Annotated in this window: 26 protein-coding genes; 24 read left to right on the forward strand and 2 right to left on the reverse strand. The window is 32.4% G+C overall.

Annotated features, from left to right (window positions below; genetic code table 11):
- The first annotated feature begins 9 nt into the window (after positions 1 to 9).
- From AC13CQ_RS06705 to AC13CQ_RS06785, 17 genes are all read left to right on the forward strand, one after another.
- Entirely contained in the window at positions 10 to 687 is a 678-nt protein-coding gene (locus AC13CQ_RS06705; protein WP_337901880.1) for a hypothetical protein, read from the forward strand.
- Positions 684 to 1334 (forward strand): hypothetical protein, encoded by a 651-nt coding sequence (locus AC13CQ_RS06710; protein WP_456868095.1) that lies wholly within the window; start codon positions 684 to 686, stop codon positions 1332 to 1334. Before AC13CQ_RS06705 ends, AC13CQ_RS06710 begins: the two co-directional genes overlap by 4 nt.
- Before the next feature lie 3 nt (positions 1335 to 1337).
- Positions 1338 to 2036 carry a hypothetical protein gene (locus AC13CQ_RS06715; protein WP_456868096.1) on the forward strand — a complete coding sequence of 233 codons (699 nt, stop codon included), beginning with the start codon at positions 1338 to 1340 and terminating at the stop codon, positions 2034 to 2036.
- 60 nt (positions 2037 to 2096) lie between these two features.
- Positions 2097 to 3569 carry a DUF5687 family protein gene (locus AC13CQ_RS06720; protein WP_456868097.1) on the forward strand — a complete coding sequence of 491 codons (1473 nt, stop codon included), beginning with the start codon at positions 2097 to 2099 and terminating at the stop codon, positions 3567 to 3569.
- Positions 3570 to 3573: 4 nt separating this feature from the next.
- Positions 3574 to 4305 carry an ABC transporter ATP-binding protein gene (locus tag AC13CQ_RS06725; protein WP_456868098.1) on the forward strand — a complete coding sequence of 244 codons (732 nt, stop codon included), beginning with the start codon at positions 3574 to 3576 and terminating at the stop codon, positions 4303 to 4305.
- A gap of 15 nt (positions 4306 to 4320) precedes the next feature.
- Positions 4321 to 5172 carry a carboxypeptidase-like regulatory domain-containing protein gene (locus AC13CQ_RS06730; protein ID WP_456868099.1) on the forward strand — a complete coding sequence of 284 codons (852 nt, stop codon included), beginning with the start codon at positions 4321 to 4323 and terminating at the stop codon, positions 5170 to 5172.
- A gap of 815 nt (positions 5173 to 5987) precedes the next feature.
- The gene (gene porW, locus AC13CQ_RS06735; RefSeq protein WP_456868100.1) at positions 5988 to 8546 is read left to right on the forward strand and encodes a type IX secretion system periplasmic lipoprotein PorW/SprE; all 2559 of its coding nucleotides are present in this window, start codon (positions 5988 to 5990) and stop codon (positions 8544 to 8546) included.
- Between the two features lie 4 nt (positions 8547 to 8550).
- The gene (locus AC13CQ_RS06740; RefSeq protein ID WP_008611550.1) at positions 8551 to 8970 is read left to right on the forward strand and encodes a bactofilin family protein; all 420 of its coding nucleotides are present in this window, start codon (positions 8551 to 8553) and stop codon (positions 8968 to 8970) included.
- Complete coding sequence (locus AC13CQ_RS06745) at positions 8930 to 9181, forward strand: AtpZ/AtpI family protein (RefSeq protein ID WP_008611551.1); 252 nt, start codon at positions 8930 to 8932, stop codon at positions 9179 to 9181. Before AC13CQ_RS06740 ends, AC13CQ_RS06745 begins: the two co-directional genes overlap by 41 nt.
- Before the next feature lie 145 nt (positions 9182 to 9326).
- On the forward strand, positions 9327 to 9707 hold the full coding sequence (locus AC13CQ_RS06750) for a hypothetical protein (RefSeq protein WP_040879535.1): 381 nt from the start codon (positions 9327 to 9329) through the stop codon (positions 9705 to 9707).
- A 133-nt stretch (positions 9708 to 9840) separates the two neighbouring features.
- On the forward strand, positions 9841 to 10923 hold the full coding sequence (gene atpB / locus AC13CQ_RS06755) for a F0F1 ATP synthase subunit A (protein WP_335588780.1): 1083 nt from the start codon (positions 9841 to 9843) through the stop codon (positions 10921 to 10923).
- Between the two features lie 39 nt (positions 10924 to 10962).
- The gene (gene atpE, locus AC13CQ_RS06760) at positions 10963 to 11166 is read left to right on the forward strand and encodes an ATP synthase F0 subunit C (RefSeq protein ID WP_236957629.1); all 204 of its coding nucleotides are present in this window, start codon (positions 10963 to 10965) and stop codon (positions 11164 to 11166) included.
- 208 nt (positions 11167 to 11374) lie between these two features.
- On the forward strand, positions 11375 to 11866 hold the full coding sequence (locus tag AC13CQ_RS06765) for a F0F1 ATP synthase subunit B (RefSeq protein ID WP_008611557.1): 492 nt from the start codon (positions 11375 to 11377) through the stop codon (positions 11864 to 11866).
- An 18-nt stretch (positions 11867 to 11884) separates the two neighbouring features.
- Positions 11885 to 12433 (forward strand): ATP synthase F1 subunit delta, encoded by a 549-nt coding sequence (atpH, locus tag AC13CQ_RS06770; protein ID WP_008611560.1) that lies wholly within the window; start codon positions 11885 to 11887, stop codon positions 12431 to 12433.
- A 63-nt stretch (positions 12434 to 12496) separates the two neighbouring features.
- The gene (gene atpA / locus AC13CQ_RS06775) at positions 12497 to 14077 is read left to right on the forward strand and encodes a F0F1 ATP synthase subunit alpha (RefSeq protein WP_008611561.1); all 1581 of its coding nucleotides are present in this window, start codon (positions 12497 to 12499) and stop codon (positions 14075 to 14077) included.
- A 102-nt stretch (positions 14078 to 14179) separates the two neighbouring features.
- Positions 14180 to 15043: an ATP synthase F1 subunit gamma gene (gene atpG / locus AC13CQ_RS06780; RefSeq protein ID WP_008611562.1), complete on the forward strand. Its 864-nt coding sequence runs from the start codon at positions 14180 to 14182 to the stop codon at positions 15041 to 15043.
- A 569-nt stretch (positions 15044 to 15612) separates the two neighbouring features.
- Complete coding sequence (locus AC13CQ_RS06785; RefSeq protein WP_335587020.1) at positions 15613 to 16098, forward strand: DUF4168 domain-containing protein; 486 nt, start codon at positions 15613 to 15615, stop codon at positions 16096 to 16098.
- A gap of 81 nt (positions 16099 to 16179) precedes the next feature.
- Here the strand turns inward: AC13CQ_RS06785 and AC13CQ_RS06790 are convergent, their stop codons facing one another.
- Positions 16180 to 18489, reverse strand: coding sequence for a TonB-dependent receptor domain-containing protein (locus tag AC13CQ_RS06790; RefSeq protein WP_456868101.1), 2310 nt, complete (start codon positions 18487 to 18489; stop codon positions 16180 to 16182).
- A 93-nt stretch (positions 18490 to 18582) separates the two neighbouring features.
- A complete protein-coding gene (locus tag AC13CQ_RS06795) occupies positions 18583 to 19347 on the reverse strand; it encodes a response regulator transcription factor (protein WP_456868102.1) in 765 nt (254 codons plus the stop codon).
- Between the two features lie 156 nt (positions 19348 to 19503).
- Here AC13CQ_RS06795 and AC13CQ_RS06800 point away from each other — a divergent pair, with 156 nt between their 5' ends.
- From AC13CQ_RS06800 to AC13CQ_RS06830, 7 genes are all read left to right on the forward strand, one after another.
- Complete coding sequence (locus AC13CQ_RS06800) at positions 19504 to 20007, forward strand: hypothetical protein (RefSeq protein ID WP_008611564.1); 504 nt, start codon at positions 19504 to 19506, stop codon at positions 20005 to 20007.
- Positions 20008 to 20067: 60 nt separating this feature from the next.
- Positions 20068 to 21543 (forward strand): lipopolysaccharide biosynthesis protein, encoded by a 1476-nt coding sequence (locus AC13CQ_RS06805; protein ID WP_456868103.1) that lies wholly within the window; start codon positions 20068 to 20070, stop codon positions 21541 to 21543.
- Positions 21543 to 21977, forward strand: a complete 435-nt coding sequence (gene dut, locus AC13CQ_RS06810) for a dUTP diphosphatase (protein ID WP_008611566.1) — start codon at positions 21543 to 21545, stop codon at positions 21975 to 21977. Before AC13CQ_RS06805 ends, dut begins: the two co-directional genes overlap by 1 nt.
- Before the next feature lie 66 nt (positions 21978 to 22043).
- Entirely contained in the window at positions 22044 to 23054 is a 1011-nt protein-coding gene (locus AC13CQ_RS06815; RefSeq protein WP_008611567.1) for a sugar phosphate nucleotidyltransferase, read from the forward strand.
- A 97-nt stretch (positions 23055 to 23151) separates the two neighbouring features.
- Entirely contained in the window at positions 23152 to 24084 is a 933-nt protein-coding gene (locus AC13CQ_RS06820) for a tetratricopeptide repeat protein (RefSeq protein WP_456868104.1), read from the forward strand.
- A 16-nt stretch (positions 24085 to 24100) separates the two neighbouring features.
- Complete coding sequence (lolB1, locus tag AC13CQ_RS06825) at positions 24101 to 24880, forward strand: lipoprotein insertase outer membrane protein LolB1 (protein ID WP_456868105.1); 780 nt, start codon at positions 24101 to 24103, stop codon at positions 24878 to 24880.
- Position 24881: 1 nt separating this feature from the next.
- Positions 24882 to 26129: a murein hydrolase activator EnvC family protein gene (locus AC13CQ_RS06830; protein ID WP_008611570.1), complete on the forward strand. Its 1248-nt coding sequence runs from the start codon at positions 24882 to 24884 to the stop codon at positions 26127 to 26129.
- The last annotated feature ends 82 nt before the right edge of the window (positions 26130 to 26211 follow it).

The raw sequence follows: 26211 nt of genomic DNA on the forward strand, positions 1-26211 counted from the left end.
ATTGTTGAAATGAAATTAACACAGGAACAAATACAGGAAATTGAGTATGCTTTAAACAAAAGAGGCTTAGACTATATTGATTTAAAGTATGAGTTGCTCGATCATATTGCTACTGATATTGAACAATTAATGACTGAAGATAAAACAATTTCTTTTGATGAAGCTTTTAATCAAGCTTTTTATAAATGGAAGGATGCTTTAAATAATTCAAGTAGTTTTTGGTTGGGACCTGCCAATTATATTCCTACTATTCTTCTTGATAAATGTATAACTTATATAAAAAGATACGAACTAACACTCATAGCAGGAGCATTGCTTATTGCATTTTCATTGTATCCCATTAGAGAAGAAGTTCTTAGTGTAATAAAGGAATTTGATTTTGTTATTGGAGGTGTTTACATTTTGTATTCCCTAATTGTTGTAGCTGGGATTATCGGGATTAAAATGTTTAAGTATAATACTACTTATAGTTATTTGTTTAAATTAAAATCATTTCCCTTTTTATTAATATCACTTCAATTTAATAATTTGATTTTTGGTCATTCATTTTATTATGAAGGAACGCAGGTATGGATTCATATTATGAACTTTTCAATACATATTATGATAATTTTTGGCGGATTTTATATGATAAGATTACTGCAAAACCATTTTAAATTACGAGAAAGAAAAGTATCTGTATCATGAGTTTAACTGTTGAACAAATACAATTTATAGATAATTACCTTAAAAATGAAGGGATTGAATACCTTGATATAAGGGTTGAAATGATAGATCATGTTGCTTCTGGAGTGGAAATAGAAATGAAAGAACATGGAACATTATTCTATGAAGCCTTTAAAAAATATATGCTGCTTCACAAAAAAGGATTACTTAATAGTAACCGAAAGTTTTTAAGGAGTGTTGATATAAGGTTACTCAAGAATTTTTTTTCAAACGCATGGAGCCTTCAATGTATATTGGTTTTTATAATGGGCTATATAGGTATGAACTTTTTAATTTCTAATTTATATTCATTTAAAGCTATAAATATGATTTCGACAACTATTTCAATAGGGGGAGGATTTCTGTATTTTATATTGTTTTTGAAAAGAAAGAAATGGTTTAACTTCTCTGCTATTCAACGGCTTGGATTGTTTTTTGTGTTGATAAGTCAATTAGGGACAAGTTTTGGAAAATATTTATTTGCATTGAATTCTTTGCAAGAACTTAGCGGGAATAAGTTTTACATACTATCGGTTTCAAATGCATTATTATTTACAGCATATTATTTAATGCTTGTAACTGGGATTCAATATAAGAAGGCTTATAAAAAACAATTTATAGCACTTTAGACAATGAAAATCAGTTCTGAACAAATACAAAACCTCTATAAATTCACACAAAAACATTATGTGGAGTATTTTGATTTGCAAACAGAATTGGTGGATCATTTAGCCAATGGAATAGAAACTCAATGGCAGCAAAACCCTCATATTTCTTTTGAAGATGCCTTGGAAAAAGAGTTTAAAAAGTTTGGTGTTTTTGGATTTATGGAGGTGGTTGAAGAGCGACAAAAAGCCTTAGGGAAGAAATATTTAGGAATTATTAAAAAAGAATTTTTGTCATATTTTTCATGGCCTGAGTTTATTAAGTTCGCTACACTTTGGGCAGTTTTGTTTGCAGGACTGTATTGGGTTGGAAACAAAGAAATGCTTGTTGTAAGTCTGCTTATTATAATTTTTGTTGTGATGTTGTATATGCTTTTTAAACTCAACCATACAATAAAACAGCGTAGAAGAAACAGTAACAAAAAATGGATGCTAGAGCAACATATTTTTAATTTAGGAGGTGTTGTAGGAGGGATGTTTATCCCACTTGAATTGGGAGCTCAACTTCGATTATTCGAGCTTTTTTCATGGTCTGTTTTAACAATAACTTTTGTGAGCTTAGCAATTACGATTTATGTGTTTTTACTGTATATTATGATATATAAAATTCCTAAAAAAGCAAGTATTTACTTAACTGAAACCTATCCGGAATACAATTATTCCTAATAATTGTAACAAAAACATGCTAAACAACACTTATTAATTAAATAACAACCACCTAGCTATATGATTAAACATTTTTTCGCTCTCCAATGGAAAGCCTTTTTTAGATCGGCTTCCTTTTCTTCTAATTTGGTAATGAAAATTTTTATGGGCTTTATGGCACTTTATATGATTGCTACTTTTTCAATCATGGGCGGAGCCTCTTATTATTTTATTGAAGAAGAATTCAATTTAAATGCCTTTGAAGTTATAAACAGGTTATTTATTTATTATTTGGTAATGGATTTGCTCTTTAGGTATATGCTGCAAAAAATGCCAGTGGTAAATATTAAACCGTTGTTGTATTTACCGTTTAAAAAGGGAAAAATAGTGCAATTCAGTTTATGGAAAACGGTATTTTCCTTCTTTAATCTCATTCACGCTTTCTTTTTTATTCCTTTTTCAGTAGTGTTAATTATAAAAGGATATCCGCCTTTACAAGTGTTGGCTTGGCTTATGGGGATTTATGCGTTATTGTATTGTAATAATTTTATAAATATATTTTTAAATGGCGTAAATACGTTTTTATTTGTTGTCTTTGGAGCTATTATAATATTAGGAGGACTTCAATATTATGGAGTATTTGACATAACTCTTTATACAGGGCCTATTTTTGAATTAATGTATGGGATTCCATATGTAGCGTTCATTCCTGTTTTGTTGTTGGTTGGTTTGTACTATGTAGCTTTTAATTATTTTAAAAAGAATTTATATCTCGATGCTGGTTTAGCTAGCAAACATCAAGAGGCAAAAGAAGAAAACTTAGATTGGTTAAATCGTTTTGGGAGTATTTCTGTGTTTCTTAAAAACGATATCAAACTGATAAAAAGAAACAAGCGCTCCAAAACAGCAGTTTTTATGAGTTTTCTATTTGTTTTTTACGGACTCTTATTTTTTACAAATGCTATAGAAGCTTATCAAGGAGCTCCTTGGCGAATATTTGCTTCTATATTTGTTACAGGCGGGTTTTTATTTAGTTTTGGGCAGTTTGTACCAAGCTGGGACAGTTCTTACTATCCGCTTATGATGAGTCAGAATATACGTTACCGAGATTATCTCGACTCCAAGTGGTGGCTTATGGTAATGGCAACTATTCTTACCACAATTGTAGCATCTTTCTATTTATATTTCGGTTGGGAAATTTATTTAGCTATTATAACGGGTGCTATTTACAATATTGGTGTAAATGCGCACATGGTTTTATGGGGTGGTGCGTACGTAAAAACGCCTATAGATTTAACAAGTAATAAAAAAGCCTTTGGAGATTCTCAAGCGTTTAATGCTAAAACTCTTTTACTTACCATACCAAAAATGATTCTTCCTGTATTGTTATATGCACTTGGGCATTATACGGTTGGACCATTTCTAGGATATTTACTAGTTGTTCTTGCCGGAATTTTAGGATTTGCCTTTAAAGAAAAGGTATTTAATAAAATTGAAAAAGTTTATAAAACAGAGAAGTACAAAACATTAGTCGCTTACAAACAAAAAAACTAAGATTATGATTACTATAGAAAACCTTTCAAAAACATATAACGGAAATACAGTTTTATCCATAAACGAACTTCAAATTCCTAGCGGACAAATATTTGGGTTGGTAGGAAATAATGGAGCTGGGAAAACTACACTTTTTAGCTTGCTACTAGATTTAATACAGCCAACTACCGGATTTGTATTGAATAATGAAATTAAAGTAAATGAGAGTGAAGATTGGAAGCCTTTAACCTCCGCTTTTATAGATGAAACTTTTTTAATTGGCTATTTAACTCCTGAAGAATATTTTTATTTTATTGGGGAGCTACGCGGACAGAATAAAGAGGATATTGATAAATTTTTAGTGGATTTTGAAGATTTTTTCCATGGGGAAATTCTAGGCGGGAAAAAATATCTGCGAGATTTATCCAAAGGAAATCAGAAGAAAGCAGGGATTGTAGCCGCTTTTATTGGAAGCCCAAAAGTGATTATTTTAGATGAGCCTTTTGCAAATCTCGATCCAACTACTCAAATAAGATTGAAGAAATTGATTACAAAATTTAAAGACGATGCCGATGTTACTGTTTTAGTTTCTAGTCACGATTTACTTCATGTAACAGAAGTTTGCGAGCGTATTGTAGTTTTGGACAAAGGAAAAACAGTAAAAGATATTCAGAAATCCGAAGCAACGCTAAAAGAACTCGAAAGTTTTTTTGCTGAAGAGATTTTAAATGAATCTACTTCAGTAGAAATAAATTAATGATAAGCGTTTTTAATGCAAAGGATTATTATTGCAATTTTTTTGATGCTATTTTCTCACGCTCAATATGCTCAAAACATAGTGAGCGGAAAAGTTATTGATGCAGCCACAAAGGAGGCTATTCCTTATGTACACATTGGGATTGCAAATAAAAATTATGGAACTATCTCTACCGACGATGGAAACTTTCAGTTAAAACTTCCAGAAAATGTAGATTTAAAAAACATATCGATTTCATTTTCCTGTATTGGCTATAAGTTAGTGTCTGTAGCTGCTTCAGCAATTAAAAAAGAAAATACCGTTTTGCTTCATCATGATATTTTAGCATTAGATGAGGTAGTGATAACTAAAAAGCAGCGAAAAATAAAATCGAAAAAAATAGGTGCGTATCGTAAGTCGATTTTTAATCTTGGGGAAGCTAATACCAATAATTATGGAGTAGGTAAGGAATATGGAATTGCTATTCCCTATCCTAAACATGACTATCGAGTTAAGAGCATTAATTTTCAGTTAAGTGAAAACACAATTGATAGTGTTTTATACCGTTTGAATATTTATAAAATTTCTTCAGATGGAATGCCAAAGAACTCCATTTTGAAAAAGCAACTGTTTGTAAAGAGTTACTTCGGGGAAAAACTTATCATGCTTGATGTTACTTCAGAGGCTATTCAGATTGAAGAAACTATAGTAATTACAATAGAGCCAGTGCGTTTATGGTATGAAGAAGATGATGATAATTTACTTTTCTACAAGCATGCTAAAGGATATTCTGAAGCAACATACCATAGAAAGTCTAGTTTATCTCCGTGGTTGAAGGATGAAATCCCTGTTCTATCCATATTTTTGGATGTAACTTATGAGAAATAAAAAACTCTTTTTAATTCATTTTTTATCATTGTTACCCGATAAAAGTCAATTCTAACAACTTTTTTATCTACTTCTAATTTTACAGTATTTTAATATGTAGTCTCTGTGCAGTTTTCTTATAGCTAAGCTGTCTTGTATTTTATTTGGATGGTAGATTGAAACTATAGAAAACGTAGCAGTTTACGTTTAATAGCTATCTTTATACGTAGGCAAACGTATGCGCATACGTTTGTTGCCCAAATTTATACGTTTCAAACGTATTTCTATACGTTACTTACGTATAGTTTTACGTACCAAGACGTATTCGTTTACGTCTGAGACCTAAAATTATACGTTGCCATACGTAAAAACATGAGTAAATTATCCCAATGGAAGCCTTTGGGCAAACTCAGGACAGGTTTTGGCGCATTCAAATCTCAAGTATCAAGTAAAACACCGCTAATTATAGGTTGACGTACCTATGCAATAAGAAGAAATAACTATAATTATTGTTGCCGATAAAAGTGAATTCTAACAACTATTTTTATCTACTTTTAATCCTTCTTAGAGGGTCTAATTCCCCAAAGCCTGTCCAGAGTTCGAAGGACTCTGCGTCGAAATGAGTTGAATTTGTTTTCTTTGAATATCTCACAGGCTTTCCCCGAGGAAATTAATTTTTTTAGTAGTTAAGATTTAGTCTCTATGTTGTTTTCTTGTAGACAAGCGGTCTTGTATTTTTATTCGAATCTTAATGATTTTTTACAGTAATATTCCATAGAAAATGGCATGAACAAAAAAATAATGTATTTTTACCTCATATCAGCAATAAATAGGCTTTGAATAAATACCTAAAAATACTTACTTTTTTGCTTCTTTTGGTACTTGTCTCTGTGGCGTGTTCTACCAAAAAGGATGCTTTTTTAAATAAAAATTGGCATGCTTTAAACACAAAGTATAATGTGTTGTTTAATGGAAAAGAAGCACTTGCAGTAGGTCAACAGGAACTTATAGATAATTATGTAGATAATTATTGGGAGTTACTTCCTGTGGAGCGAATGGAAATTCGTGATGAAATAATTATCGATACAGCCCAACTCAATCCTAATTTTAGAAGAGCCGAAGAAAAAGCTACCAAGGCTGTACAAAAGCATGGAATGAATATAGGTGGACAAGAGCGAAATCCGCAAATCGATGAAGCGTATTTATTGCTTGGAAAAGCACGTTATTACGATCAACGTTTTGTTCCTGCTTTAGAAGCTTTTAATTACATCCTTCGGAAATATACAGCTAGCGATATTATCCACCAAGCGGCAATATGGAGAGAAAAAACCAATATCCGAATGGAAAATGAAGAGGTTGCTATTACAAACCTCAAAAAAGTATTGCAATTAGATATTACCGAACAAGAATATGCCGACGCTTCTGCAATGTTGGCGCAAGCATACATTAATTTAAAACAAAAAGATAGCGCTATTTACCGATTGAAATTGGCTTCTAATGTCACCAAAAATAACGAAGAGAAAGGACGCTACAATTACATTATTGGGCAACTTTATAACGAAAAGGGAGAGTTAGATAGTGCTAATATAGCTTTTGATAAGGTAATTGATTTAAAGAGGAAATCGCCACGCATTTATATGATGAATGCCTATGTGGAGAAAATTAAAAACCTTTATCTGCAAGGGGAAGAGGATTCTACCTTATTAGCAGCATTGGATAAAATTGAAAGAAACCGTGAAAATCGACCTTATTTAGGGAAATTATACCGATTGAATGCTGTTTATTATTTAAAAAATCAACAATTTGATTTAGCGCAGTTTTATTTAAATGAATCCATAAAAAATACTGAAAACGATCCGAATTTATTAGCGTTGGACTACGAGGATTTGGCAACCATGTATTTTGATAATGCGTATTATAAAGAAGCAGGAGCTTATTACGATAGTACACTTACAAATTTAAATGAAAACTCTAAAAAGTTTAGAATTTTTACTCGCAAAAGAGAAAACTTAGAAAGTGTAATTAAGTATGAAGATATAGCACATAGAAATGATAGTATTCTTACTGTTGTGGCTATGCCAGAAGCAGAAAAAACAGCTTTTTATCAAAGACATATAGATTCTATAAAAGAGGTGGATGCAATGGAGCGAGAGCGAGCAAAAATTGCAGAGTTACAAAATAATAATTATGGAACTTTAGGAGGTTTAAAAGGTAATAAAAGTGATAAAGCATCCGATTTTTATTTCTATAATCCTACAAGTGTTCAATATGGGGTGCAGGAGTTCAGAAAAATATGGGGTAATAGAACTTTAGAAGATAATTGGAGGTTAGGAAATAAAACAACTACAACACAAGGTGAAACCGCAGTTGCAGAGGTTGTTAATCCAGAAGATGTGCCGTATTATTCTTTAGATTTTTATTTTGATCAGCTTCCAACAACACCAAGAGAAATAGACAGTATTAAGCAAGAGTATAATTTTGCTAATTATCAATTAGGTTTAATTTATAAGGAGAAGTTTCAAGAGTATGAATTGGCAGCCAATAAATTAGAAAAACTCCTTGATAATAACCCAGAAGAGCGATTAATACTCCCAGCAAAGTATAATTTGTATAAAATATATGAACTCTTGGAGTCGCCATTGGCAGCAGAATATAAAGCAGATATTATAGCAAATCATTCCGATTCTCGATATGCTGAAATATTGAAAAATCCAGCAGCTGTATTAGCCGACGACGGTTCGAGTCCAAATGCTGTATATGCATCGCTTTACAAAGATTTTGAAAATCAGCAGTATGATAAAGTAATTACGGAAGCCGATGAAAATATTTCAAAATATAATGGAGAAGAGGTGATGTTGAAGTTTGAAATGTTGAAAGCTTCCGCAAATGCAAGACTATATGGATATAATTCCTATAAAGAATCTTTAAGCAATATTGCTTTAAATTATCCTAATTCTGAAGAAGGAGCAGAGGCTCAAAATATTTTAGAAAAAACGCTTCCTTTGGTAGCAGACTCAACGTTTAATATGGATCCAATTTCTTCTAATCAATGGAAGGTTATTTATCCGTTTAAAAGAAATAATAAAGCAGGGGTTAAAGAATTGACTGATAAAATAGATGCTTCGTTAAAGGACTTAAAATATACGCACGTAAAATATTCAGAAGATATTTATAATCCAGGCACAATATTTTTAGTAGTTCATGGTTTTGATACAAAGTTGCATGCCGAGGGATATGCAGAGCTATTAAAGATTAACAAAGATTATTTGGTTGATAATGAGAAATTTGTAATTTCGTCTGCAAATTATAAAAAAGTTCAAATCCATAAGAATCTGGATACTTATTTAGCTGAAAATAAAATTGATAACTTAAATAACCCAAATCTAAATAATTAATAAAATGTTTGCAGAATCCAAAAAAAACAGAGTAGAGCCTTTAGCAGGACAGACCAATAGAATTGTTGAAAACACAATAATTAAAGGAGATTTAATTTCTGAAGCAGATATCCGTATTGATGGAGAATTGGAAGGAAGCATTACTGCAAAAGGAAAAGTTGTTATTGGAAGGGCTGGAAAGGTAAGCGGTAAAATACAATGTATGAATGCCGATATTGAAGGAAAGTTTGACGGAGACCTTAAGGTAGAAAATGTATTGAGCTTAAAAGGAACTGCGGTAATAGAAGGAGATGTAGTAGTAGGGAAATTAGCGGTAGAGCCTGGAGCAACTTTTAATGCAGCATGTTCAATGAAAGGAGCTTCGTTAAAAACTGTAAACGATAATGGACAAAAACAACCAAAAGCAGACGAAAAATCAGCTTAGTTCTTGGGTAAAATTTACTAATATTGGCTTACAAATGGCCATTATTATTGCTGCGGGTACTTTTTTTGGCGTTTGGCTGGATAAGAAATTTCCTAACGAATATTCCGCATATACCATAGTATTTTCTTTATTGGCTGTTTTTGCTTCACTTTATAATGTATATCGTCAAGTAAAAGCACTAGATGAAAAAGAAAGTTCGTCTAAAAAGTGAGATTTTAGTAATGGATTTTTTTAAAAAATCCAAACTCTAAATGTCATCCTGAGCTTGTCGAAGGATGGACTTCGATAGGTTTTCTAACAATTGAAATGTTAAAAAGTAATGTTGTCTAGCGTAATCATATAATATATTTATTCATTTGAAACATAAATTAATCCCTTATATAAGCGTATTACTATCGCTTAGCATACTACTAGCTTTGGCTCAGTATCTCATACAAGCTTATGTTTTTCCCGATGTTGAGTTCTTTTATTCCCTTTGGAGTATTTATGTGTTTAATTTTGTAATGGCACTTATAGTTTATGTGGGTATTTTAGCTGCACATAATATATTGCCAGAAAAAACAGGATTTACATATCTTGCAATGAGTGGTTTGAAGATGCTTGCGGCAATAGTTTTTTTAGTTCCCCTCTTTCAAGCTTCGATGGAAAATCCTATTCCTACAGTATTCAGTTTTTTTATTCCCTATTTTGTCTATTTATTTTTAGAGGTATTTTTTGTTATAAAACTCTTGAAATGAGCCTTTTTTGATAAAAAATATTCTTTTTCGCTCGTAACGAAAAAAAAATAGTTGTTAACTTCTTAATGTGAATAAAAAATGTACCTTTGCACCAAATTTTTGAGGAGCATATATTTTATCAATAAGAGGTATGATGATAGCACAGAAATCTGTCGAGAGATTTTTTCTTTTAGTATTATTTGTAATTAGTTTAGGGCTGAATGCTCAAGAACACGAAGACGCTCATAGTGAGGAAGCTACAGAGGAAGCTTTTAATCCAACAGAGTTAATTAATCATCACGTATCGGATTCTCATGAATTCCATATAGCAGATTGGAACGGGCACGCAATTTCTATGCCACTTCCAGTTATTTTATGGACAGAGAATGGTTTGGTTACTTTTATGTCTTCAGAATTTCACCACGACGAAACAGGTGAGGTTATCGTAGAGAAAAATGGTCAGAAGTTTGCGCGTGTGCATGATGAAATTTACTACGCAGATGGAGGTTTGAATTTTGACGAAGCGCATCATGTTACTAACAGTCGCCCTCTTAATTTTTCGATTACTAAAAATGTATTCACTTTAATGATTACAGCATTATTAATGTTGTTAATCTTTATTCCAGTAGCAAATTCATATAAAAAGAATCAAAAAGCACCAAAAGGGATTGCTGGTTTTATGGAACCATTAATTGTTTTTGTTAGAGATGATATTGCGAGACCTAATATCGGAGAGAAAAAATACAAAAAGTACATGCCGTACTTATTAACAGTGTTTTTCTTAATCTGGATTGGAAACCTTTTTGGATTAATTCCTTTCTTTCCTTTTCAAGGAACACTTACTAATGATATTTTATTTACTGGAGTTTTAGCAACTTTTACGTTTTTACTTACAATATTTAGTGGAAACAAAGCATATTGGGGACATATTTTTGCTACGCCAGGTGTGCCAAAATGGTTGTTGCCAATTATGATTCCTGTAGAAGTTTTAGGAATGTTTACAAAACCTTTTGCGTTAATGATTCGTTTGTTTGCAAACATTACCGCAGGGCATATTATTATATTAAGTTTAATGTCGCTGATTTTTATATTCCAAACGGCATTTGTTTCACCAATATCTATCGGATTCTCATTGTTTATGTATGGATTGGAGTTATTGGTAGCAGCATTACAAGCGTATGTGTTCACGTTACTATCTGCTTTATTTATTGGGCAGGCGGTAGAAGATCACCATTAATATTGAGTTTTATTTATTAACTATTATAAATTTTTAATTATGATTTTAGCTGGAATAGGAGCTGGATTAGCTGCCATCGGTGCAGGATTAGGTATCGGTAAAATTGGTGGATCTGCAATGGATGCAATTGCACGTCAGCCAGAAGCGGCTTCAAAAATTCAAACTGCTATGATTATTGCTGCTGCACTTATTGAGGGTGTTGCGCTTTTCGCGGTGGTTGTTGCGTTAATTACTAACGGATAATTTTTGAAAAAATTAAATAACGCTCTAACGGTTGGTTAGAGCGTTATTTACTCACTTTGTGAGTTTTTTGCTCTAAATGTTTGATTTAGAAATGATAAAGTGTCATTTTTACAATCGTTTTGAGGAGCAGTTAAATCATCTATCTCGTGGCAAGCCCAAGAGGTGTTGAAATAAAAAAACTAGAAAACGTTATTTAATATTTTTTATAATGAATATTACACATCCTGAAAGTCTAATTTTTTGGTCTATAATAGTTTTTATAATTCTATTTGTACTATTACGTAAATATGCTTGGAAACCTATTTTAGGAGCAGTTACTAGTAGAGAAGAGTCTATTAATAAGGCATTAGCTTCTGCTGAAGATGCGCGTAAAGAATTACAAAATCTTCAAGCAGATAACGAGAAGTTGCTTCAAGAAGCACGTGCAGAAAGAGATACTATGATTAAGGAAGCTCGTGAAATTAAAGATAAAATGATTTCAGAAGCAAAAGAAGAGGCACAAGCACAAGCAGATAAAGTAATTAAGCAAGCGCAGCAAACTATAGAAAGTGAGAAGCAAGCCGCTGTTGCAGAATTAAAGAATCAAGTAGCTTCTTTATCAGTAGAAATTGCAGAAAAAGTAGTAAAGTCAGAACTTTCATCTAAAGACAAGCAATTAAAGCTTGTGGATGATATGTTGAATGAAGTTACCTTAAACTAATTTGTAAGTAGGAACACCATGAAAGGTACCAGAGCAGGAGAAAGATACGCAAAGGCTGTTTTAGACTTAGCGCAAGAGCAAAAAGTTCTTGACGTAGTTAGTGCAGACATGAAAGATATCTTTAATACTATAAACGGCAGTGACGAGTTGAAAGACTTGCTTCAGAGTCCAGTTATTAAATTATCGGATAAGAGAGCGGTACTTAAGGAAATTTTTTCTGGAGTGCATGCAGTATCAACTGGTTTAATAGATATGCTTGTTGATAACAATCGTGTTGGACTCTTAAAAATAATTGCTGAAAAATATATTATTCTTCACGATAAATTAAGAGGAGAAGAGCTTGCAATAGTAACAACAGCAGTTCCTTTGTCTGAAGAATTAGAGAAAAAAGTATTGGCAAAAGTAAAAGAGCTTACTGGAAACAATGCAACCATTGAAAATAAAATTGACGAAAGCATTATAGGCGGATTTATATTACGTGTAGGAGATCTACAGTATAACGCAAGTATTGCCAATCAATTAAATAATCTCAAAAGAGATTTACATAACAACACATACGTTTCTTAAATAATAAAATAAAAGGTAGGATGTTTTAATTTTAAAGCATCTAAAATCTAAACACTAAATAAGATGGCTGAAGTTAAAGCGGCTGAGGTATCAGCAATATTAAAAAAGCAACTATCAGGATTTGAAGCGAAAGCTTCATTAGACGAAGTGGGAACTGTACTTCAAATAGGAGATGGTATTGCCCGAGTTTACGGATTGTCGAATGCACAATACGGAGAGTTAGTTCAATTTGAATCTGGCTTAGAAGGGATCGTACTTAACTTAGAAGAAGACAATGTTGGTGTTGTACTTTTAGGTCATTCCAAACAAATTAGAGAAGGGGATACTGTAAAACGTACACAGCGTATCGCATCTATTAAAGTAGGTGAAGAAATGGTAGGTCGTGTAGTTGATACATTAGGAAACCCTATTGATGGTAAAGGTCCAATTGGTGGAGATCTTTATGAGATGCCTTTAGAGCGTAAAGCTCCTGGAGTTATCTTCCGTCAACCAGTAACAGAACCATTACAAACAGGTATTAAATCTATCGATGCGATGATTCCTGTAGGTAGAGGGCAACGTGAGTTAGTTATTGGCGACCGTCAAACTGGTAAAACAACAGTTTGTATTGATACCATTATCAATCAGAAAGAATTTTATGATGCTGGAGAACCAGTATTTTGTATATATGTTGCTATCGGACAAAAAGCATCTACAGTAGCTGGAATTGCTAAGACTTTAGAAGATAAAGGCGCTTTAGCTTATACAGTAATTGTTGCTGCAAATGCATCAGATCCTGCTCCAATGCAGGTTTATGCTCCATTTGCTGGTGCTGCAATCGGAGAGTATTTTAGAGATACTGGTCGCCCTGCTTTGATTATTTATGATGATTTATCAAAACAAGCAGTTGCGTATCGTGAGGTATCATTATTACTTCGTCGTCCACCAGGACGTGAAGCATATCCTGGAGACGTTTTCTTCTTGCACTCTAGATTATTAGAGCGTGCTGCAAAGGTTATTGCTGATGACAATATTGCAAAAGAAATGAACGACCTTCCAGAATCATTAAAACCAATTGTAAAAGGTGGCGGTTCTTTAACAGCATTACCAATTATTGAAACACAAGCGGGAGACGTTTCGGCATATATCCCAACAAACGTAATTTCGATTACAGATGGTCAGATTTTCTTAGAATCAGATTTATTTAACTCAGGAGTTCGTCCAGCAATTAACGTAGGTATTTCTGTATCTCGTGTTGGAGGTAACGCACAGATTAAATCGATGAAGAAAGTTGCAGGTACATTAAAACTAGATCAAGCTCAGTTCCGCGAATTAGAAGCGTTTGCTAAGTTTGGTTCAGACCTAGATGCTGCAACAATGAATGTTATTAGTAAAGGTAAAAGAAACGTAGAGATTCTTAAGCAAGCACAAAACGATCCTTATACAGTTGAAGATCAGATTGCAATTATCTATGCAGGTTCTAAAAATCTTTTAAAAGACGTTCCTGTAGAGAAAGTTAAAGAGTTCGAAAGAGATTTTCTTGAGTTCTTAAATGCTAAGCATAGAGGTACATTGGATACATTGAAAGCAGGGAAACTTACCGACGAAGTAACCGATACACTTTCTGAAGTAGCAAAAGAAGTTTCAGCAAAATATAAAGGGTAAAAGCCCCACTCGGTCTCCTCTAAGGGGAGAAGATTAGGTTACATATTAATTTTTAAAATAGAACAAGTCCTCTCCCTTGGAGAGGATTTAGGAGAGGCTAAAATGGCAAATTTAAAAGAGATACGTAGTAGAATTACATCGGTTGGTTCAACCATGCAGATTACTAGTGCCATGAAAATGGTATCGGCTGCAAAGTTGAAAAAAGCGCAAGATGCTATCACAGCAATGCGTCCATATTCCGATAAACTTACCGAGCTTTTACAAAGCCTTAGTGCAACGCTAGATGGTGATGCAGGAAGTGTTTTTGCAGAACAAAGAGACGTAAAAAGTGTGCTTGTTGTTGCAATAACTTCCAATAGAGGTTTGTGTGGAGCCTTTAATACCAATGTTATAAAAGCTTCTAATAAACTTGCAGAGAGTACTTATGCAGGCAAAAAAGTAAGTTTTGTAACTATAGGTAAGAAAGGAAACGATATTCTTAAAAAGAACCATTACGTTACTCATAATAATAATGAAGTGTACGACGATCTTACTTTTGATAATGTCTCTGATATTGCTGAAAGATTAATGACACTTTATAAAGAAGGAGCGTATGATAAGATTGTTTTAGTTTACAATCATTTCAAAAATGCAGCTACACAGATTGTTAAGACAGAAGATTTCTTGCCAATAAAACCTATTGAAAGCGAAGAAGTAAGTTCTTCAGCCGATTATATTTTTGAGCCTTCAAAAGAGGAAATTATTGAGACATTAATTCCGAAGTCATTAAAAACACAATTGTATAAAGCTATTCGCGATTCTTTTGCTTCTGAGCACGGAGCACGTATGACGGCAATGCACAAAGCAACCGACAACGCAGCCGATTTAAAAGCAGAATTAACGCTTACATATAATAAAGCACGTCAAGCAGCCATCACCAACGAAATTTTAGAAATTGTTGGTGGAGCGGAAGCGTTGAACAATTAGACGTAGCGATAGCGGAGTCAAATTTTCAAAAAGATCGGAAGCGTTGAACAATTAGACGTAGCGATAGCGGAGTCAAATTTTCAAACTTGCCGAGGCATTGAACAATTAGCGACCAACGGGAGCAAATTGAACCCAATCGGAAGCGTTGAACAATTAGGCGTAGCGATAGCGGAGTCAAGTTTTCAAAAAGATTGTAAGCGTTGAACAATTCGCGAGCGCTTTAAATACAGAAAATATATCTTAAGCGGCTCTCTAAAAAGTAATTTGTAGTTGTCAAAGGAGCTTGTCGTTTTTAAAACTGAGCTTGTCGAAGTTTAAACAACTAACACTCAAAATAATCCTTCAACAAGTTCAGGATGACATTTAGAGTTTGGATACTTTTTAGAGAGCCTCTTTTTGTTTATAAAAATGATTTTCTTTGGTTAATCTTGTGTTTTTGATTGTTTTTCCTCGTTTTTAACCCAAATTCTGTTAAACCTTTGTGAACTTCTGAAGTTTATTCCTTGTTTATTTTTGAGTTCTCTATAATTATTTAATCTTGCCGCTTAGTATAATAAAAAAGAAATCACATGTTAACAGTAAAAAGATTAAAAATAGCACTCATATTCGTAGCCATTTTAGGAAGTGTAAATATGTTTGCGCAAGCACAACCTTCTGTAACTCCAGCAAAAGCAGAGAATGTTTCTGATGCAGAACTTCAACAATTTGCAGATGCTTACATGGCAATGCAAAAGGAGAATCAGCAAGCACAACAAGTAATGGCAAAAACTATAGAAGAGGAAGGTTTAGAGTTAGATCGTTTTAATGAATTACATAAGGCATCTATGGATCCTAATACGGAAATAGAAGCTTCAGAAGAAGAAATAGCAATGCATAAGGCAGCTATTGCTAAATTAGAAAAATTACAGCCTGAGTTTGAGGCTAAAATGAAAACTATTATAGAAGATAGCGGCTTGTCTTTAGACCGTTATCAAGCTTTAGGAGCAGCTATACAGGCGGATCAAGCTTTACAGCAAAAGCTTCAAGGAATTATGATGAAAAACGTTCAGGGATAGTAAATAATTGGTATAAAGCTAGAATTGAAAGATAATTTTATTCAACCCCCCAAAGGTTATACATCTTTGGGGGTTCTTATTTTAATTAATTCTATTGATATTTTCATCAACAGTTCTATTTTTAAAAGCTGCTTTTTTAAGCGCACCAAAGCTGTATTTTAAGGAGATTGATACTTCATGAGCATCAGCATAATAAAAGGTCTTAGAGTCGATGTTATTTATATTGTATAGCTCTTCGTAAGTCAGTCCTTTAAAAATATCATTAAAATTAATGGTAAATGTTAGATGTTGTTTTATTGCTTTACTTGCAAATATTCCCAAGCTAAAGAGGGCATTTCGATTAAAAACACCTTCATTTCTACTTGTAACACCCCAAAAGTTACACCCCAAGGTAAATGAATTGGGCAAATTAAAGGTGTGATTAGAATAATAATAAAGGTAAGGAGTTGGTTTTTGAATGTCTGCTGTGGTATCTGTAACTTTGGTTAACGCTACCAAAATGGTGTTCATGGATTCCCAAAATTTGTATTGCATTGGATAAGTTAATTCTATTTGATAATTAATCTCTTTATTAAAATTTGTAGGAGACATAATCAGTTGAGAATTATTTTCATTTTGAAAAATGCTATAATAAACAGGATTTTTTTCAGAAGAATAAATCAAAGCAATAGACTTATTACTTTTTTCAAACCGAATGGAGACTTCATCTTTAATAGAAGCTTGTAAATTAATGTTGTTGGAAAATTCTAAAAACGGATTTAAAAAAACTGATATTGCATTAGTCTGAGAATAAAGAGGTCTGTGGATGGTTTTTGCATAATTAAAGATGAGTTTGTCTTTCTCACTGATAGCATAAGAAACAGTCGTTTTAGGAAAAAATCGTAGCTGCTCACGATTAATATTAAAGTTTTCAGCTTCTTTATAACCCGCTTTAATTAAATTAGATTCCATTCTTAAACCTGCGGAAAATTCTAATCTATCGAAACTCCCAGCTATTTGCGAATAAGAAGCATAATTGTCTTCCTTGTAAATATAATCTGTTGTTTCAGAAGCCGAATCTTTTAGCTTAAAATGGGAAAAAGCGTTTGTTGTTCCTTTGGTTATGTTGCCACCAAGTTGCCATGTCAAGGAATCAAACAATTTTTTTTCAAAATCAATTCGACTATTAAAAACTTCAATAGCTGTTTGTTGATCTCTATACTGGTAAAATTCAGGTGTTGAATTGTCCGTAGCATTAAAGATATTGCTTTCTAAGTCTTTTTTGCGTTTTGAATATTGAATACCTATAAATAAGTTCCCATTAATATGTTTTAATCCTTTATTTAGACTAAGATTAGAAGTTATAAAATCACGATTTTCCTGACTATCATTACTGGTTCTACTCATTGTTTTCTCATCATTTTCTTGTATTGAGGAAACAGTATGTATAGGAGCAAAGTCTCTAAAAACCTGATAGTTTGTATTGATAGCTATGTAGGTATCTTCACTCCATTGATAAAAAGCACCCAGTCCTAATGGAATTTGTAGTCGTGGACCCGTTGAAACAGCTAAATAACTAGAAGTTTTATCATCTACATTAAAAGTAGAGCTATTACTCTCCCAATGTTTTAATTGATTATAACCGAAATTGCCTTGCAGTTCGAACTTCCCTTTTTTATAAGCTGAATTTATGCTCAGATAATTATTGAACCTACGTTTAAAAGAAGAAATTTCAGAAACAGAAGACTTTATCCCATCCTCGCCAGAGTTCTTAGTTGTAATAAGAATAACACTTTGTCCTTCTGCTTCGTATTTAACAGAGGGGTTTTGTAATAATTCAACACTTTTAATAGCATCAACAGGAATGGCATTTAGTTCGGTTAACGAAATACGTCTATTTCCAACATAAATTAAGGGAGTTCCCTTTCCAACAACCGAAATAGATTCCTTATCGGCACTTAATTGAATTTTAGGAAGCTTTGCCAATACATCAACAGCCTCAGGGAGTGTGCTTAAAGGAGTTCCTTCAATAATGGCTTTAACAGTTCCGTTTTTTTGGGTAATTGTTTTTTTATGTCCGGTAAGCACAACCTCGTCAAGATTAGTGGTACTTTCCTTTAAAGTGATTTCAATATTGGTGTCATCATTAATTGATAGTTCTTTTTGATAGTTTTCATAACCAAGTAATTCTACCGATACAATGTATGTTGCCGACGGAATCGAGTTAAAATGAAACGTTCCGTTTTCTATAATGCTATATAGTTTAGTATTATTTTTCTGCTGAAGGAAAACACTTCCGCTAGTAATTTTATTTCCGCCTTGATCGTTAATCGTCCCTGATAAAGTATAGTATTGTTGAGCAAATGATGAGACGCTACAAAACAATAAAAAGATAAATTTTAATGACTTCATTCAATAATTTTTGTCGTTGCAGACAAATGAATACAGAATGAAATTAAAATTCGACTTTTCAAGGTCTTGATTAAGGACTAGTACTGGTATGAGTTAATTTATAGCAAGCAATTCTTTCCGTCCAGATACATTCAATTTACTGTAAATACTAGTAATATGCGTTTTTACAGTACTCAAACTAATGTAGAGTTCACTAGCAATTTCTTTATTACTTTTTCCACTGATAATTAAATTCTTTATCGTTTCCTCTTGCTTGCTTAATGATGGATTTTCACTTTTTTTTACGCTAAATCGAAGTTGGCAGATTCTATAACCCATACCAATAATTAATACAATAGCTAAAATATTAAAACCTATACTGAGGGCGTAATTCTTTTCCTTGTCTTTTAGCTGAAGTGAATTAAATCTTCGTTCCAGAAAAAGATAATAGGAAGGATCTAAATCGCTGCTTTTTAATTTTTGTAATAGATCAGCATAATAAGTCTGATTATCAAGAATATCATCATCGAGCAATTTTTTTTCATTAAGTGTTTTAATGCTGAAAAGTTTTACCAACAATATTTTTGTAGAATCTTTGGTGTAATTATTTGCCTCTTTTAAAAAATCATAGTTTGTAATTTTTACTTGATTTTCAATACTATTGACATAATTATCAAACTTTTGCCATGTTATTTGTGTATCATTATCAATAGAATATAGTGTACTAAACTCGTCACTCTTTTTATAATGAATAGTATCATTGCCAATGGTTATGTAACCTATGGAGTTTTGTGGTAAGTGCTCTGTATTAATAAGGTTATTATGAGAAAATCCATGTAAACTAATCAATAAAAAGACGATTTTTAGAAAAGAAGACATAACAAATCAAATTTTGGTCTAATATAACTTTTTCAAAAGCGATAAACAATAGATAAAAGAGAACAAATATATTTCCAAGAGTAATCTGGCATCAATTTTGAAATCGTATATTTATATCGAACTGATTTAAAAAGTTCTTAAATAAAATTAATTAGTATGATGCGGTTATTAAATATAATCTTAGGAACAGTTATTATTATGGGGTTTTCGCAATGTGGAAGTTCACAAAAGCTAGTAGATAATCCTCCTTTTGTTTTAGGGGAAGTAAAAAGTGAGCCTTGGACTGCAGGAGCTAATAAAGAAGCTAATGGAGTTAACGTATATCTTCCAGTAGAAAATGAGAATGGGGCTGAATTAGATAGCTTATATTACCAAAACAAGGTTGTAAAGTTGGAAAGAATTAAAAAAGACAATTATTTAGTCTACATAGCACGCTATTCTTTTAATAAACAGCCTCAGGATATAATTATGCATGCCGACCCAAAAAAGGAGTTCGGAAATAAGCCGCCTCAAGTAAAAGCAATTATGCCTTTTGAATTGGAAGAAGGGGAAGCTATTGTGAGTTATACCGTTAATGGAAAAGTAAACTATTATAAAATTTCTGAGATTGAGCAGTCAACTTCCATACATTATAGAGAAGTTCCGCCATTAAAAAACTAATCCCTTGTTTTGTTGAGTCTTTATAAATCGATACTTTTAGCACTTTAATATAATTCGTTATTGGGAGCTTTAAAAAAATTATTTAAGCATACTTTTATTTACGGTCTAGCTACGGTTTTACCAAGGTTGTTGAGCTTTATTCTAACACCTATTTATACCGATAAACTTGCAACGGAAGATTATGGAATCTATGCTTCGTTATACGTTTATTTAATATTAGGAAATGTATTGCTTTCCTATGGAATGGAGACAGCCTTTTTTAGGTTTATGAATAAAAGTGAACGAAAGTCTGAAGTGCAATCTACTGCGCTTACGTCTATTTTTATTTCTTCTGGTCTATTTCTTATTATTTCATACCTATTAAAAGATAACATTGCATCTTTTTTAGAGTTCAAGCCTGAATTTATTTTATACGGTATTCTCATTCTCTTTTTTGATGCGCTTTGCGTTATTCCTTTTGCTTGGCTTAGAAACCAAGAAATGCCATTAAAATATTCATTTATAAAAATAGCAACCGTAGTAATTAACTTAGGCTTAAATTTATTTTTCTTTTTAGGCTTACCATGGTTAATTTCTAGAAATGAAGCCTCTAATTTAAATTTCTTTGTCTTTGAAAATAAGGTTCATTATATTTTTATTTCTAATCTAATAGCTAGTTTTTTTGGGTTGATATTTATCCTTCCTCTATATTTTAGAATTAGGTTACGACTCGATTTTTACCTTTGGAAACGAATGTTTCGCTATGCACTTCCTGTGCTTATATCCGGAATTGCATTTTCTGTAAATGAAGGGTTTGATAGATTAATGTTAAAATATATACTTCCTGAAAATATTGCTGAAGAAACTGTTGGGATTTATGCAGCATGTTATAAACTGGGTGCGTTTATGACCTTGTTTGTAACTGCTTTTAAATTGGGAGTTGAGCCATTTTTTTTCAGTAATGCCAATAAAAAGAATGCTAAGGAAATCTATGCAGATACCACGCTGTATTTTACAATATTTGGTTCGTTTATCTTTTTGTTTGTAGTTGTATATGCTGATATTTTTAAACGATTATTAATTCATAACGAAGCTTATTGGGAAGCACTTTGGGTAGTACCTTTTATTTTGCTGGCAAACTTATGCCTAGGAATTTATCATAACCTTTCCGTTTGGTATAAAATTACCGACCGGACTATTTTTGGAGCGTATATTTCTGTATTTGGAGCATTTATAACACTTATTATTAATTTTATATTAATTCCTGTTATAACTTACAAAGGCTCTGCTATTGCTACTTTGATAGCCTACGGAAGCATGATGCTTTTTTCTTATTATTTCGGACAAAAAAACCATCCAATTCCTTATAATCTAAAGAAAATTGGAAGCTACCTAGGAGTGTCCATTCTTTTTGTATTTCTATCTTTTTATGTATTCGATAGAAATCTAATTATAGGAACACTCTTACTTTTAGTATTTTTGACCTTGATATATAGATTGGAGAATAAAGAACTTAAGAAAATGATGAAATCAATTTCGATTAAAAAGACTAAATAATGACAGTAAAAATTGTAAATAAATCAACACATCAATTACCAAATTACGAAACTATAACCTCTGCGGGGATGGATATTCGTGCAAATATAGATGCTCCAATAGTGTTAAAACCCTTAGAACGTACCATAGTTAAAACGGGTTTGTTTATTGAGCTTCCAATAGGTTCCGAAGCGCAAGTACGCCCAAGAAGTGGTTTGGCTGCAAAAAAAGGAATTACCGTATTAAATGCTCCTGGAACTATAGATGCAGACTATAGAGGAGAAATTGGCGTTATCCTAATAAATCTTTCTAATGAGGATTTTACAGTAGAAAATGGAGAGCGTATTGCACAATTAGTTATTGCAAAACACGAACATATTAGTTGGGAAGAAGTAGAAATTCTTTCAGAAACAAAACGTGGCGAAGGCGGTTTTGGAAGTACTGGGGTGAAATAATTTTTGACTTCCTAGATTAGTAAAGTTTAATTTAAAATAAATACCCCGAGTTGTCGGGCATAACATATGAAAATAATTGTTCCAATGGCTGGACGAGGATCCAGACTTAGACCACATACATTAACAATTCCAAAACCATTAATTCCAATTGCTGGAAAACCTATTGTTCAGCGTTTGGTAGAAGATATTGCAAAAGTACTGGATCAGGAAATTGAAGAAATTGCTTTTATTATTAAAGACGATTTTGGAGCTGAGATAGAAGCTAAATTAAACGAAATTGCAGCAAGTTTAAATGCTAAAGGAACTATTTATTATCAAGATAAGCCTTTAGGAACTGGCCATGCTATTATGTGTGCCCAAGAATCGCTTTCTGGCCCTTGTGTAATTGCCTATGCTGATACACTTTTTAAAGCCGATTTCAATTTAGATAAAACGGCAGATAGTGTTATTTGGGTAAAACAAGTAGATAGACCAGAAGCATTTGGTGTAGTTGAATTGAATGAAGAAAAGAATATTTCTGGATTGGTAGAGAAACCCCAAGAGTTTGTGTCGGATTTGGCTGTTATCGGAATTTATTATTTTAAACATGGGGAAGCACTTAAGGCTGAATTACAAAAAGTGTTGGATGCTAATATTATTCACGGTGGAGAATACCAAATTAACGACGGTATCAAAGCTATGATGGCGCAAGGAAAGAAGTTTGTTCCAGGAAAAGTGGATGAATGGATGGACTGCGGAAATAAAAATGTTACTGTGGAAACCAACGGAAGAATGCTTCAGTTTTTGCAAGCAGATAAAGAAGATTTGGTATCTTCTTCAGTAAAAAATGAAAATTCTACCATTATTGAGCCATGCTATATTGGAGAAAATGTAGTACTTAAAAATGCAACTGTTGGGCCAAATGTTTCATTAGGGAATGATACTGTTGTAGAAAATTCAACAATAAAAAATAGCTTAATTCAGACGCAGGCTGTAATTAAAAACGCTAATTTAGAGAATGCTATGATTGGAAATTTTGCAAAATTTGATGGAAAGTTTACCGATGTAAGTATTGGAGATTATTCGGTATTAGAGTAAGTTGAAAGTTAAAAAGTTCAAAGTTGTACTTGATAGTCCAGATTTAAATGCTTTAAGGCTTGTGCTAAGGTAGTTTACTTTCTTAACTCGTAGAATTATGATAAGAAAAGGGTGTATTAAAACAATAATGCTAGTGGTTTTTACAACTGCAATGTTTGTTAACGCCCAAGAAACGAATGCAGATATTTCTCATCAGGCAAATGAGGATGCTTTCCAAGAGTTTTTTTACGAATCTCTTAAGCAAAAGGGAATTGAAAATTACGACAAAGCAATTACCGCATTGTTGGAATGTAAATTGCTGGAGCCAGAAAATGAGGTTATAGATTATGAGTTGGGCTTAAATTATATGTATCAACATAAATATGTAGAAGCACAACCGTACTTTGAAAAGGCAATTTCAAAAGATGCTGCAAATAAATGGTATTTGGACGCATTGTTAGATTGTTATAAAAACCAGCAAAATATTGAAAAAGCAATTGAAGTTGCATCAACATTGGCAGAACAGAATTCTAACTATAAAATAGTTTTGGTTGATTTATATATTGAAAACAAAGATTACGAAAAAGCAATGGGGCTTTTAGATCAAATGGAAGCTCAAGGAATAAGTAGATCTGAGGTTGTTCAACGAAAATCTAAAGTTGTAATGCTGAATAATATAAATGCTTTAGCAGATAATTATACAGCAGCAGAATCGAAATCTGTTTCTATAAATAACCCAATTGAAGATTATAAAAAGCAAATATTAAAACAAAAGCAGCGTACCGACTTTAATGAAATGCTTATTGTGAGTAGTGAAGCTTTAGATAATTATCCAACCCAACCAGAATTCTATTATTTAAAAGGGGTAGCTCTAAATAAGCTTCAGAAATTTGAAATGGCAAAAAATGTTTTAGAAGAAGGCTTAGGGTATTTGCTTGACAATAAACAGCTTGAAAACAATATTTATAATGAATTGGTGTTTGCTTATAATGGATTAAATAATGTAGAGAAAGCCAAAGAATATCAGCAAAAAATAAATTCCAATAATTAATAAGTAAAAGATTTAAATGAATATAATAAGAAAGACTTCTGTAACTATTTTTACAACAATCTTACTTTTTGCTACTTCTTGTGGTTCTAAAAATGTACTTGGAGTTGGAGAGTTGAAAAGCAACCTTTCAGCAAAAAGCATTATTGGGAATCATTATAAAAATGAATTGGATTTTGAAACGCTTACAGGAAGAATTAAAATTGATTATTCCGATGGGGAGAACTCTCAAGGGACTACTGTAAGTATTAGAATGAAGAAAGATGAGGCTATTTGGATGAGCGCTACACTTTCTGTGGTTAAAGTTTTAATTACGCCAACACGAGTTTCATTTTATAATAAACTTGACAATACTTATTTTGATGGTGATTTTTCTTACTTAAATAAGCTTTTGGGAACCGAATTAAATTTTGAGATGGTACAAAACTTATTATTGGGACAAGCAGTTTTCGACTTAAATAAAGAGCCTTATTATGCCTCTTCGGTTGCAAATAAATATCAGTTAAAGCCAGAAAAGCAATCAGAATTATTTAAAACCCTATTTTTGTTGGAGCCTACGTATTTTAAAATGTCATTACAGCAAATATCACAACCATCAAAAAATCGTTTATTGAGCATAGATTATAAAAATTACCAAACGGTAGATGGTAAAATTTTACCAAATGAGATTGAAATAAATGCGGTAGATAAGGAGCATAAAAATAGAATTGAAATTGAATACAATAGTGTTGAATTTAACCGAGATGTTTCTTTTCCTTACAGTATTCCAAGCGGATTTAAACAAGTAGAAATTAAATAATATGAGTCAGCGGAATTTTTTATTTTCAGCCGTTTTAATTGCTTTTATGTCGTTTGGCTCCCTCTATTCTCAAAGTGATGAGCAAAAGGAATTAGAAGCACGTAAATCGCGTTTACAAGAAGAGATTCAACAATTCAATACCTTGCTTTCTCAAAAACGTCAAGAAAAAACAAGTGTTTTGGAAGATGTGGAAGATTTAGATCATAAAATAAAAATCCGTAAAGAGCTTATAAAAGTCACCAATCAGCAAGCAAGTCTTATTAGTCGCCAGATAAATAATAACATTAATAAAATCTCTAAACTTCGAGACGATTTAAAAGAATTAAAAAGCGATTATGCTGAAATGATTCGCAAATCTTATAAAAACAAATCGCAGCAAAGTAGATTGATGTTTTTATTGTCTTCTGAAGATTTTTTTCAGGCTTATAAACGACTTCAGTATATGAAACAGTATACGAATTACCGAAAGGAACAAGCCGATGAAATTCAGTCTAAAACTAAAGAACTACAAGATTTAAATAATGGTTTGGTGGTACAGCGCGAAGAAAAAGAAACTTTAATTGCTGAAAATAAAAAAGAGCAAACTACTTTAGAAAGAGAATTAAATTCGCAAAAAGGACTTATTGCAAGTATTAAGGAGAAAGAAAGTGAGTATGCTTCTCAAATCCGCAAAAAACAAAGTCAAGCCGATGAAATTGATAGGCAAATAGATAATTTAATTAGAGAGGCAATTGCCAAAGCTAATGCTGCAAATAAGGAAACTACTAAGGAAACCAGAGAAAGCGCTACAAAATCTTCCAATTTTGCTTTAACTGCCGAAGCCAAATTGGTGGATACAGATTTTAAAGCCAATAAAGGAAAACTGCCTTGGCCGGTTGAAAAAGGGGTTTTAAAAATGCGTTATGGAAAACAACCGCATCCTATTGTAAAATCTGTTACTATACAAAGTAATGGGGTTAGAATTGCAACGGAAGCAGGTTCTAAAGCACGTGCAATTTACCGAGGAAAAGTATTAGCAGTACAAGCAATAAAAGGAGGAAATAAGGCGGTTTTAATTCAGCATGGTAATTATATTTCTGTATATAACAATCTTGGAAAGGTATATGTAAAAGAAGGAGATAATGTAGTTACCAAACAAGAAATAGGAGAAGTTTTTACTAGCCCAAGTAATAATGAAACAGTATTGAAATTTATGATTTATGATAACAATCACACCGATAATCCAGCAAATTGGATTTATAGAATGTAGAACGTGTGATTTAGTTTTAATGCGTAAACAATATAAAAAATGCTTTGATGAATTTTATCAAAGCATTTTTTAGTATAAGAAG

It is taken from the genome of Galbibacter sp. L-19 (assembly GCF_056857615.1).